Source organism: Sphingobium herbicidovorans (assembly GCF_002080435.1).
GTDB lineage: Bacteria > Pseudomonadota > Alphaproteobacteria > Sphingomonadales > Sphingomonadaceae > Sphingobium > Sphingobium herbicidovorans.
The window spans coordinates 238295-249733 of sequence record NZ_CP020540.1; the positions used below are offsets into that span (position 1 = coordinate 238295).

General features: G+C 65.1%; 9 protein-coding genes. 1 reads left to right on the plus strand and 8 read right to left on the minus strand.

All coding sequences use genetic code 11. The features are described 5' to 3' along the window. Positions 1–43: 43 nt before the first annotated feature. The 6 genes from B6S01_RS20195 to B6S01_RS20220 form a co-directional block, all read right to left on the minus strand. The gene (locus tag B6S01_RS20195) at positions 44–3289 is read right to left on the minus strand and encodes an efflux RND transporter permease subunit (protein WP_004212878.1); all 3246 of its coding nucleotides are present in this window, start codon (positions 3287–3289) and stop codon (positions 44–46) included. Between the two features lie 3 nt (positions 3290–3292). Then, a complete protein-coding gene (locus B6S01_RS20200; protein ID WP_004212877.1) occupies positions 3293–4471 on the minus strand; it encodes an efflux RND transporter periplasmic adaptor subunit in 1179 nt (392 codons plus the stop codon). Next, positions 4471–5748 carry a TolC family protein gene (locus B6S01_RS20205; RefSeq protein ID WP_013039111.1) on the minus strand — a complete coding sequence of 426 codons (1278 nt, stop codon included), beginning with the start codon at positions 5746–5748 and terminating at the stop codon, positions 4471–4473. Before B6S01_RS20205 ends, B6S01_RS20200 begins: the two co-directional genes overlap by 1 nt. A gap of 60 nt (positions 5749–5808) precedes the next feature. Further along, positions 5809–6105, minus strand: a complete 297-nt coding sequence (locus tag B6S01_RS20210; RefSeq protein ID WP_007406840.1) for a hypothetical protein — start codon at positions 6103–6105, stop codon at positions 5809–5811. Positions 6106–6178: 73 nt separating this feature from the next. Further along, positions 6179–8146 carry a cytochrome c/FTR1 family iron permease gene (locus tag B6S01_RS20215; RefSeq protein WP_017183571.1) on the minus strand — a complete coding sequence of 656 codons (1968 nt, stop codon included), beginning with the start codon at positions 8144–8146 and terminating at the stop codon, positions 6179–6181. Continuing rightward, on the minus strand, positions 8146–8772 hold the full coding sequence (locus tag B6S01_RS20220; protein WP_004212870.1) for a cation transporter: 627 nt from the start codon (positions 8770–8772) through the stop codon (positions 8146–8148). The genes B6S01_RS20215 and B6S01_RS20220 overlap by 1 nt, the downstream gene beginning before the upstream one ends. 75 nt (positions 8773–8847) lie before the next feature. On the opposite strand from B6S01_RS20220, the gene B6S01_RS20225 reads away from it, so the two are divergent. Beyond that, positions 8848–9267: a MerR family transcriptional regulator gene (locus tag B6S01_RS20225; protein ID WP_007406847.1), complete on the plus strand. Its 420-nt coding sequence runs from the start codon at positions 8848–8850 to the stop codon at positions 9265–9267. On the opposite strand, the gene B6S01_RS20230 is transcribed toward B6S01_RS20225, so the two are convergent. After that, a complete protein-coding gene (locus B6S01_RS20230) occupies positions 9261–10274 on the minus strand; it encodes an aspartyl protease family protein (protein ID WP_009824026.1) in 1014 nt (337 codons plus the stop codon). The two genes, B6S01_RS20225 and B6S01_RS20230, sit on opposite strands and share 7 nt — an antisense overlap. A gap of 478 nt (positions 10275–10752) precedes the next feature. Continuing rightward, on the minus strand, positions 10753–11325 hold the full coding sequence (locus tag B6S01_RS20235; RefSeq protein WP_009824027.1) for a recombinase family protein: 573 nt from the start codon (positions 11323–11325) through the stop codon (positions 10753–10755). Between the last annotated feature and the right edge of the window lie 114 nt (positions 11326–11439).

The following is an 11439-nucleotide window of genomic DNA, read 5'->3' on the forward strand; positions in this document are numbered from 1 at the left end:
CCCAGAGATGGGCGGGGCGATCGCGGATCGCCCCGCCCATCCATCAGGCCAAGTTGTTCACGAAGGTCTGACCGTGGTCGTCCCCTTCATGCTCCTCATTGTAGTGCTCGGGTTTCTCGATCACTTTCTGCCCGAACCGGGCATAGAGTGTCGGCAGCACGAACAGCGTAAGAAGCGTCGCCGAGATCAGACCGCCGATGACGACCGTCGCCAAAGGCTTTTGAACCTCTGCGCCGGCGCCTTCGCCCAGCGCCATCGGCACGAAGCCGAGGCTGGCGACTAGCGCGGTCATGATGACGGGTCGCAGACGCTGCATCGCGCCAACATGCGCGGCTTCCTCGCGGCTCATCCCTGATCGGATCAGATCTTGGATCGAGCTGACCATGACGAGGCCGTTGAGGACCGCGATGCCCGAGAGGGCGATGAAGCCCACTGCCGCCGAGATCGAGAAGTCCATGCCCCGCAGGAACAGCAACAGGACGCCGCCCACCAGCGCGAAAGGCACGCCGGTGAACACGATCGCGGCGTCGCGGACCGATCCCAACGCCCCGTAGAGGAGCAGCAGGATCAAGATGAAGCAAGCCGGAATGACCAGCTTCAGCCGTTCGCTTGCCGATTGGAGGTTCTCGAACTGGCCGCCCCATTCGAGATAGGTGCCGGCAGGCAGCCGGAGTTGGCTGCCGATCGCCGCCTGCGCATCCGCCACGACGGATCCGACGTCGCGGCCACGCACGTTGGCTTGCACCACCACGCGCCGCTTGCCGTTCTCGCGGCTGATCTGGTTCGGACCATCGACCACCTTGATCTCGGCGACGCTGGACAGCGGTACATAGCCGCCGCCTGCCACCGGCACCTGCACCTGTTGGAGCAGGCCGATGTCGGCACGCTGCGCCTCCGACAGGCGGATCACCACGGGGAAGCGACGGTCGCCCTCGAAGATCTGGCCCGATGTTCGCCCGCCGATCGTCGCAGTCACGGTGTCCTGCACATCCTGAGCCGTAACGCCCAACCGCGCCATCGCGTCGCGGTTGACGCGAATGTCGAGCATGGGAAGACCGGTCGTCTGCTCCACCTTCACGTCCGCTGCGCCTTGCGTTCTGCGCAGCACCGCCGCGATTTGCTCGGCCGTCCGGTTCATCTGGTTGAAGTCGTCCCCGAACACCTTCACCGCGATGTCGCCGCGCACGCCGGCGATCAGCTCGTTGAAGCGCATCTGGATGGGCTGGGTGATCTCGTAGGCATTTCCCGGAATCTTCGCGAGATTACCCTCGATCCGGCTGACCAGCTCCTCCTTGGGAAGCTCAGGATCCGGCCAATCCTTGCGCGGCTTCAGGATGACGAACATGTCGGTCGCGTTCGGCGGCATCGGGTCGGCCGCCAGCTCGGCGGTGCCCGTCTTGGAATAGACGAATTGCACCTCCGGCTGCTTCGACATCATCCGCTCGATCGGCACCTGCATCGCCTGGCTCTGCTGGACCGACGTTGCCGGAATGCGGAGCGACTGGATCAGCAAATCGCCTTCGTCGAGCTGCGGCAGGAACACCGAGCCGAGCGTAGTGAAAGCAAGCGCCGCCACCACAAGGCTTCCCACACCCGCACCGATCGTCAGCGTCGGGCGCTTCATGGCCCGGTCGAGACCGGGTTCGTAGCGCTTCTTCAGCCACGTGATGATGCGGCCGTCCTTCTCCTCGACCTTCTTCGACAGCCAGATCGCAATCATCGCCGGCACGAAGGTGAGAGAGAGGATGAAGGCGAAGGCGAGCGCGATGATGACGGTCAGCGCCATCGGTCCGAACGTTTTACCCTCCACGCCGGTCAGCGTGAGCAGCGGTACGTAGACGAGGATGATGATTGCCTGCCCGTACACAGAGGGACGGATCATCTCACGCGCAGCGGCTGCCACGGTCGCGAGCCGTTCCTTGACGCTGAGCAATCGGCCTTCATGATGCTGTTGCTCGGCAAGCCGGCGCAGCGCGTTTTCGACAATGATGACGGCGCCGTCGACGATCAGACCGAAGTCCAAAGCCCCAAGGCTCATCAGATTGGCCGAGACCCCAGCGCGCAGCATACCAAAGCCTGTCAGCATCATGGTGATCGGGATGACCAACGCCGCGATCAGGGCCGCACGGAAGTTGCCGAGCAGCAGGAAGAGCACGACGATGACCAGCACCGCGCCTTCGGACAGGTTTTTCGCGACCGTCTTGATCGTCGAATTGACCAGCTCGGTGCGGTTCAGCACCGGCTGAATTACGACGTCAGGAGGCAGCGAAGCGTTGATCGTCTTCAGTTTCTCAGCGACCGCGGTCGACACGATGCGGCTGTTCTCGCCGATCCGCATGATCGCCGTGCCGACGACGACTTCGGTACCGTTCTCCGATGCCGAACCCATGCGGATCGCCTGACCCGTCTTCACAGTCGCAACTTGTTCGACCGTGATCGGCACGCCGTTACGTGTCGCGATCACGGTCCTGGCCAACTCGCTGGCATTGCGAACGAGCGCATCCGAGCGAACAGCCAGACCTTCGCCATTGCGATTGACGAAGCCACCGCCGACGCTGGTGTTATTGCGCTCCAGCGCATTTCCCAGGTCCGTCAGCGTGATGCCGAGCGAGGCCAGCTTCTGCACGTCGGGCACGACGAGGAACTGCTTGGCGTAACCGCCAATCGAGTCGACACCGGCGAGGCCCGGTGTGGTCTTCAGAAGCGGCGTCACGATCCAGTCCTGCGCGGTGCGCAGGTAGGTCGCCTTGTCCTCTTCGGTCGTCAGTCGCTCGCCCTCTGGCGTGATGTAGCTGCCATCGGGCTGTTGGCCCGGTTCACCGGGCTTGTGCTTGTCGTCCTCGCGATGATCGAGACGAACGGTGTACATGTACACCTCGCCCAGGCCTGTCGCGATCGGACCCATTTCAGGGTTCACGCCGTCGGGCAGATTCTCTTGCACGCCCCGCAGACGCTCGCCCACCTGCTGGCGGGCGAAATAGATGTCCGTCGCGTCCGAAAAGACCGCCGTGATCTGCGCGAAGCCGTTGCGGCTCAACGAGCGCGTATATTCCAGGCCGGGGGTGCCGGCGAGCGCGGTTTCGATTGGAAACGACACCTGCTTCTCGACCAGCTCGGGCGAGAGGGCAGGCGCGCGGACGTTGATCTGGACCTGATTGTTGGTGATGTCCGGCACCGCGTCGATCGGTAGCCGGTAGAGGGAAAAGGCGCCGATGGCGGCGACGATGACGGTGAGGAGCAGGACTAGCCAGCGCTTCTCGACCGCCCAGGTTACGATACGGGCGATCATGGCTTAATCCTCGTGGCTCGCTTCGCCCTTGCCGATCTCGGCCTTGAGCGTGAAACTTCCGGTGGTGGCGATCTGTTCGTTGCCGGTCAGGCCCGACCGGACGATCACCGTGTCGCCCGACGCATCGCCGAGCTGGACCGGGGTCGCCTTGAAGCCGGTGGGCGTGCGCACGAACACGACCGACTTGCCCTCGAAACTCTGGACCGCCGTCGTCGGCACGCGGACCGCCCCGCTCCCGCCGCTGCCCGTGAGCTGCACGGCTGCCGTCACAGGCTCGCCGACCCGCCATTCGCCACCGCGATTGTCGAGGGTGGCGAGCGCAGGCACGAGCCGCGTCTGCGGATCAAGCGCCGGCGACACGAAGGTCACGCGGGCGGTCGCCTGACGGCCTGCCGCCTTCACCAGCACCGTATTGCCGGGACGCACCCGGCCCGCATCCTCGGGCTTGAGATTAAGCGCGATCGACACCTGGCTCAGGTTGGCGATGCGATAGAGTTCGGCATCCGCCGCGACCGTTTGTCCCAGCGTCACGGGGCGCGCAATGATCTGGCCCGAGATCGGCGCGGCAATGCCGAGCCGGTTGAGCCCGCCGCCGCCGACACCCGCCGCCGAAACCATGCTCTGCGCCTGCGTCAGGGCGATCCGCGCCTCCGTCGCCGCTGTGCGGGCGGCGATCAGATCCTGTTCAGGGGAGACTCTCTGCGCGAACAGCCGCTGTTCGCGCGCGAGGTTCGAATTAGCGAGCTGAAGCCGCGCCCGCGCCGCCTCGACCTCGCCCTTGATCTGCGCCGCCTCGCGGCTTTCGATGACCGCAATGGTCTGGCCGCGTCCGACCGATTGGCCGAGGTTACGGGTGAGCGCGACCACGCGTCCCGCAATTGCGGCCGAGACGACCTGCGTTCCCTGTGGGTCGCCCTCGATGATCGCGGGCAGCTCGATCGTCCCGGCCCCGCCGATGATCGGCCGTCCGACCTGGACGCCCGCTGTGGCGATCTGGTCGGCACCCAATGTGACGACGCCTTCACCGGCATGACCGCCTTCAGCACCGCCCTTTTCCGTGCCCGCTGCCGTCTCATTGGCAGCTGCGCCTTCGGCAGTTGCCTCGTTTCCGCCATCCTTGCCGCCGCAGGCAGCCAAGAGCAGGGCGAGCGACGCCGCGCCCGCGAGATAAAAGCTCTTCATCACTGATTCCCCCCATTGGGCGCACGAGCGGTCAGTCGCTCCACTTGCGCGCGGGCATTCTGGTAATTGGCAAGCGCGTCGATCGCGGCGACCCGCGTTTCGGCGAGCGTGCGTTCAGCATCGAGCAATTCGAGCTGGCCGAACTTGCCCTCGCGATAGCCGATCCGCGCGATGCGGGCGGCCTCCTGTGCAGCCGCCAGCGCCGGCCCCGACGCCGCACGAGCCGTCGTTGCGGCATTGGCCGCCTGCGCCTGCGCGTCCGTGATCGCCTGTTCGATGTCGAGCGCGGTCACGCGGCGCTGCGCATCCGCCTGGGTCCGCTGCGCGGTCGCCTGCGCAATCGCGGCGCGACCATTGTTGAACACCGGGATCGGGATCGACACGCTGAACACCGCCGCCATGTCGTTGGTCGCTTCCAGGCGGCGGATCGACGGCCCGACGTTCAGGTCAGGCACGCGATTGGCGCGCGCGAGCCGCACGCCGGCTTCGGCAATGGAGAAATCCGCGTTGGCTGCCGCCAGCGCGAGTGTGCCGGTCGTGTTGACCGGTGCCAACGGCCCATAGACGTTCACATCGGGAAGGCGATCGAGCAGCGTGTCATCGAGCAGGCCGTCGATCGGCCGTCCGATCCGACGCGCCAGATTGGCGCGGGCCGCCTCGGCCAAGCGAAGCTGCCGCTCCACATTGGCGTCGGCATTGATACGCGCGACATCCGCGCGCTGTTGCTCGAGTGGCGATGCCCGCCCTGCCTGCACGCGAACGCTCGCGGCCCGCAGCGCATCGCTGGCGATCCGGGCCTGATCGCGGGCTGTCATTACCCGGCGATCGGCCGCGACCGCTTCGACATAGAGCTGCGTTACCTGAAGCCGGACATCCGCCGCGATGATCGCGGCCTGGATCTCGGCCCGGGACAATTGCGCATTGGCGACCGCGACGCGGGCGCCGCGCTTGCCGCCTAGCTCGATCGGGATCGCAAAGCCGACCGTGGTTTCCGCGCTGCGGACCCCCCGATACGGCCCGGAGCCGATGACATTCTCGACTTGGCCTTGAACCACCGGATTGGGCCGCAAGCCGGCGACTGTGCGACCTGCACGGGCCGCGTCGATTCCAGCTGTCGCCGCTTCCGCAGCAGGGGCCGAACCGCCCGCTGCACTGACCGCTTGGTCAAGCGTGTAGACCGGCGCATCCTGCGCAACAGGCGCGGACGGTCCGACCTGCGCCTGCGCCATCGTGGCGCAAGACGCTGCGGCCAGCATGGCCGCGAGGATACGATTCATGAAAATAGGACTCCTGACGATGATCGACAGGGGCGCGCCAACGCACGCCCAAATCGGACGTCAGGCTTGGGGGGGCCTCAAATGGACCATGCCGGTGCGGCCGTCGAGCGACGCAGAGGCGGAGATTGTCGGCTTGGGCACTGTGAGGACGGGGGTATATTCCATCGTCGTGCGCGCAGGCGCGCCGACGTCGTGTCCGTGACAATAATTGTGATGATGCGGGACATTCTTGTCCGAGTCCGATGGCACCTGATCGATGTCACCGGCGGTATGGACCGTGAACTCAACGCCCGCGATGCTTCCCCCCGCCAGATCGGCGGCATGGGCCATGCCGGAGAAGCTGGTCAGGACCAGCATCAGGCATGTCAGGAAAGGCAAAAAGGCTCGCACTAGCTTGCCTCTATCACGGAAGGGTTTTCATGTCATTGCACTAATTCGAACCAAGGGTCACTGAGCCGGAACCCGAGCGGGATCGGTCGCGCCCGTTCCAGGCGAACCCGACCGCAATGGCGACCGCCATCAGGAGTTGCGCCAGCACCGATTGCCAAGTGGGAAACACGCCGAGCATCGACAGCCGTGGCACGTCCGCGAGCGGTGCGATGTTGATAAGGCCGGCTTCCTGGAGCGCGGCGACGCCTTTACCCGCCAGCACGACGGTCAGGACCGCCATGAGCCAGGAGCTATAGCGGAAGAACTGCGCGATCGGCAGCTTGCGACTGTAGCGAAGCATGGCCCAAGCGATCAGGCTGAGCAGTCCAATCGCCGACCCGGCCCCCGCGAGAAGCATCCCGTTGTCACCTTGCGCCGAAAGCGCGGCATAGAACAGGATCGTCTCGAAGACCTCGCGATAAACTACGACGAACGCCAGCCCGAACAGGAACCAGCCCGACCCGCCCGAGAGCGCCCGCGACATCTTCGCGCGAATATAGCGCTGCCACTGATCGGCCTGCGCCTTGCCGTGCATCCAAATCCCGACCGAGAGCAGCACGACCGCGGCGAACAGCGAGCCAAACCCTTCCGTCAGCTCCCGGCTCGCACCGCTGATCCCGATCGCATAGGTGGCGACCGCCCAGGTGATCCCGCCCGCGATGATCGCGCTGACCCAGCCGCCATGCACGTACCGCAGCGCCTCGCCGCGCTCGGCTTTACGCAGGAACGCGATCATGGCGACAACGATGAGCAGGGCTTCGAGCCCTTCACGCAGCAGGATCGTGAACGCGCCCAGGAACGTGGACGCTTCGGTGGCGGCATCAGGCGCGAGCGCCGCTTCCGCATCGTCGAAAAGGCCGCCCAGTACTGCGACCTTCTCCGCGAGATCATCGGGCGACGCGCCCCGGTCGATCGAGGCGCGGAACTCCCCCATCGCGCCCTCGATTCGACCCATCAGCGTCGCGTCGCGCGCGGTGAGTGTTGGCTCGATCGGCTCGAACCCATCGAGATAGGCCGACAGCGCCAGCTCTTTCGCCATGCGCGCATCGCCGCGCCGCGCAGCCGCCACGCTTTCGGCGAGTTTGGCGCGGGCGACCGCGAGCGAGCCGGGAGCCTGTTGTATCACCTGTTCGGGATGACGACGCAGGAACGCGAGCACTGGGTCAGCCTTGGCGTCGCCGATCGCCGCGCCGAGCGCGGCCGGGGTGAGCGCGACCAGGGTTTTCAGGTCCGGAATGCGCCGGCGAAGGGTCGGGTCGGATTTCCAAAGCCGCTCGCCTTCGCGCGCCTGCGCATCCGTGAAGGCGAAGCTCCCGGCTCGGAATGCTAACGCCCAGCGCTGATCGTTGGGCAGATCGGCGAAGCTCTGCATCGCGGTCCCGTCGATGCCTTGCGTCACCACCTGATAGAGCGCGAACACGCTGCGCTGGCGCGCGCGCTCGGCATCGGTGAAAGCAATCGGGGGCGTAGCGAGCTTGGCGGCGTCAGGGCCACGGCCGTTGCCCGTCATCCCGTGGCAGGACGCGCAGGATTGTCGGAACAGTGCATCGCTGGAGACGAGGTTCGGAGCCTTATCGGGCGCGAGCGGCACCGGGTAGGCGCGCAACAGATCGGCCGCGAGCCCGTGCGCCAATGTTGCCACCTGTTCAGTCGGTCCCTTTTCCGCGATCACCGCCTGGAGGTTGGCAGCCCGCTGGATGAGGGCTTGACGCTCCGGCTTCGCCGGCAGGCCCTGAAGCCGTGTCGAGACCGACGCGGCGAACTCCGTCATCTCGGCATATTCCGACGTGCTCTTGATCCGACCGTTGGCGACCGCGCCGCCATAATCGACGGCCATATAGTCGAGCAGCCGCCATGCGGTTTGCACGTCGCCGGGTTCGGCGATTGCCGCAGCAGGGATCAGCAGCGCCGCGAGCGCGGAGAGCAGCCGCAACGAGAGCATTGCCCGGATCAACGCGAGCAGACGCACTACCGCTCTCCCAATTCGCGCCGAGCGCCAGTGACGATTTCATAAGCGGAGTGGAGGAACAGGAGGGCGATGAGGCCGGCGACGGCGAGGTCCGGCCAGGCGCTTCCTGTCCACGCCACCAGACCGGCCGCGGCGATCACCGCCACGTTGGCGAGCGCGTCGTTGCGGCTGAACAGCCAGATCGCGCGAACATTGGCGTCCCCTTCCCGGAAACGCGCAAGCACCAAGGCGGACACGACATTGATCGCGAGCGCGACAACGCCGATTGTGCCCATCAGTTCGGCATCGGGCGCGGTTGCGTTCAGGGCGCGCCAAATCGCGAAACCGATTACGCCCACGCCAAGCGCACCGAGAAACAACCCCTGCGTCAGCGCGACCTTTGCCCTCGCCCGTGCGGACCAGGCAAGCGCGAGAAGACCGATAAGGCTGATCGACCCGTCCCCGAGAAAATCGAGGGAATCCGCTTTCAGCGCTTGGCTATCGGCGATGAACCCGCCGAACAGCTCGGCGACTCCGAAGCCGAGGTTGAGCACCACGACGGTCAGCAGCGCACGGCGATAGGCCGGATCGGTTTGCGCGCGCGCGGGCTCCCCGTGGCACCCGCAGCTTTCGGTAGAAGCATTCATGCGGCCTTCCTTACCACCTCCAGTCGCTGTAGAAGCAAGCGAAATGTGCGACACGTTCGCATAAGCAAGGATGGCATGATGAAGCCGGTGATGATTGGGCAGCTCGCCAGCGAGACCTCGACGAAGGTGACGACGATCCGCTTTTATGAGTCGATCGGGTTGCTCCGATCCGCCCCTCGCACGGCGTCGGGTCGCAGAACCTACGATGCCAGTGACATTGAGCGTTTGCACTTCATCCGCAACGGTCGCCGGCTTGGCTTCTCCGTCGACGAGATCCGTTCGTTGATGGGGCTGGCGCAGAACCCGGACCAGGATTGTGGTGCCGCCTCAGCTATCGCTGCTCAGCACCTCAAGGATGTGGAGGAGAGACTGGCGCAACTCGCGGTGTTGCGGGATGAGTTGGCAATGCTCAGCCAGAGCTGCACCAAGGCGCGCATGGCCGATTGTCGGATCATGAAGGCGATCGGCAAAGGCCACCCTCAAGCCGATCAATAATAATCGGCCAGCCTGAGCTCGCGCACATCACCCGAGGCCATCGTCAGCTTTACGAGGGTGCCAGCAGGCCGGGAGCGCACTTGCCAGAGCTCCCCACGCGTATAGTTCGCATCGATCGAATGGCCGTTCACCGCCACGATCCGGTCGCCGACCGCCCAGCCAGCCTTTTCCGCGGGACTGTTCGCCGCCACATGAACAACGGTGAGCGCCGTTGGTGAGGCTGCGAGGCCAAGGCCGCTACGGTCCTTCAGCATCGGCAGGCGACGACGAGGACCGAGTGGCCGGAGCCACACGAATCCGGCGGTCACGTCGAACACCACGTCGAATTGAGCGATCAGCGGTAGGCCGACATTGCCAACCGTGCTGGTGGAGAGCCAAGCTCTCATCCCGAGTGTGGGGACGTTCGAGACGCCAAGCCCTTCGATGTTGATGTTCTGGATCGTGAAAGCATCGTTGATACGCACACCATCGACGCCGCCGATCGCCGCGGTCGAGACGAGCTTCCCGTTCAACAGCCCTTGATCGCGGGCATAGGCCGACGAGAGCATCAGCGCGGCCGAGCTGCCAAGATCGATCATCAAGGGCACGGGAGGCAAACCCGAGACGGAAGCTCGAATGAACAGCTCCTGCTTGGCACCGCGCCCGAGCGCGACAGCGCGCCAGTCGGGACCGGCGAGAAACGTGCCTGACTTGACGACCGCCATACGCCTTTTCGCGAAATCGAGCGCGATGCAGCTACCCGTGAACATATCGGCACCGAGGAGGATATCGATCGGTCGTCCGAAGGCCGCCGACACTGAACTCAGATCACCAACGACGGCAAAGGGTAAGCGACGGGTTTCGCGGGCGAGCTGTACGTCGATGTCGCGGACCAGCAGCACCGGGGCCTTGGCGCTCAGCCCGCTAATCATGCGCCGCTCACCATCGTTCAAGCCGAGCTTCGCCGCGAGCGCCGTGCTCATGATCGACGCGCCGCTGCCACTGTCGAGCACCGCCCGCACCGGCACTCCGCGCACTTGTGCCGAAACAAGGAGGGTATCACCCGTGCCGACTTCCAGCGGCTCCCATTCGAGGTGAGCCGCACCGAAGTTCCACGAGCCCGCAGACCGGGAAGTCTGTCGCGCGAGCGTTGGAGAACCGAGCACCAAGCCGGTTCCACAGGCCACCAGCCGCGCCACTAATGAGCGTCGAGACATACCGATTGCTTCAACACGGGCCGTCAAAAAGCCACCTCCAGCCCCCCGTCCGCAGGAGAGCAAATTGCGGTTACATGCTCCAGCCACTGGAGGAGCAAGTGCTTTTGGTGCGCCCGAAAATCCTCAGAAGCGCTTGGAGAACTTTAGATGAAGGATGGTGCAGACCGCTTAGATGCCTTCCCGATAACGAACGGTTCCGGGGGACGCTGGGCCGATCGGGACCGCGAACGGTGTAAACGCTCGCGCTAAGTGGCGGCATTCTGATCGCGCTATTTGTCGGCGAGCGTCGCTACGCGGCTACCGGCTTGGTCTCGGCCGATCGCACATAGGCGTAGAGTTTTGGCTTGGAGATGCCGAGCATCGAGCAAATCTTGGCGATCGGCATCGTGTTCTCGTGGTAGAGCCTGACGGGCAGGTCGCGCTTGTCCTTGCCGAGTGCGGCCGGCCGGCCACCCTTCTTGCCGCGAGCGCGGGCTGCGGTGAGACCGGCCTGGGTCCGCTCGCGGATCAGGTTGCGCTCGAACTCCGCCAATGCCCCGAACAGGTGGAAGGTAAGCTTGCCCGACGTGGTGGTCGTGTCGATCGCCTCGTGCAGGCTCAGCAGCCCGACCTTTTCCTCGTCGAGGTAGGTCATCCATCCGATCAGATCACGGAGCGAGCGGCCGAGCCTGTCGAGGCGCCAGACCACCAGTGTGTCGCCGGCGCGAAGCAGCTCCTTCACCTTTTCCAATCCAGGGCGAGCGGCAGTCGCCCCGGAGGCCTTGTCGGTGATGACCTTCTCGCAGCCGGCAGCCTTCAGCGCATCACGCTGGAGGTCCAGGTTCTGCTCGGCGGTCGATACGCGGGCGTAACCGATTTTCATGCGTAGGGCCGGTGGCGCCCCGATCGGGCGCGGTTTGGGAAGAAAGTCGTCATCGGCAGGTCTATGTTGCCCTAGTTTTCTTTACCGGGTAGATTTACGTCGAACAGGCCGGTT

Bases quoted from the DNA above. Each gene is read 5' to 3' on its own strand.
- B6S01_RS20195 (WP_004212878.1), bottom strand. From the start codon at position 3,289: ATGATCGCCCGTATCGTAACCTGGGCGGTCGAGAAGCGCTGGCTAGTC.
- B6S01_RS20200 (WP_004212877.1), bottom strand. From the start codon at position 4,471: ATGAAGAGCTTTTATCTCGCGGGCGCGGCGTCGCTCGCCCTGCTCTTG.
- B6S01_RS20205 (WP_013039111.1), bottom strand. From the start codon at position 5,748: ATGAATCGTATCCTCGCGGCCATGCTGGCCGCAGCGTCTTGCGCCACG.
- B6S01_RS20210 (WP_007406840.1), bottom strand. From the start codon at position 6,105: ATGCTGGTCCTGACCAGCTTCTCCGGCATGGCCCATGCCGCCGATCTG.
- B6S01_RS20220 (WP_004212870.1), bottom strand. From the start codon at position 8,772: ATGAATGCTTCTACCGAAAGCTGCGGGTGCCACGGGGAGCCCGCGCGC.
- B6S01_RS20225 (WP_007406847.1), top strand. From the start codon at position 8,848: ATGATGAAGCCGGTGATGATTGGGCAGCTCGCCAGCGAGACCTCGACG.
- B6S01_RS20235 (WP_009824027.1), bottom strand. From the start codon at position 11,325: ATGAAAATCGGTTACGCCCGCGTATCGACCGCCGAGCAGAACCTGGAC.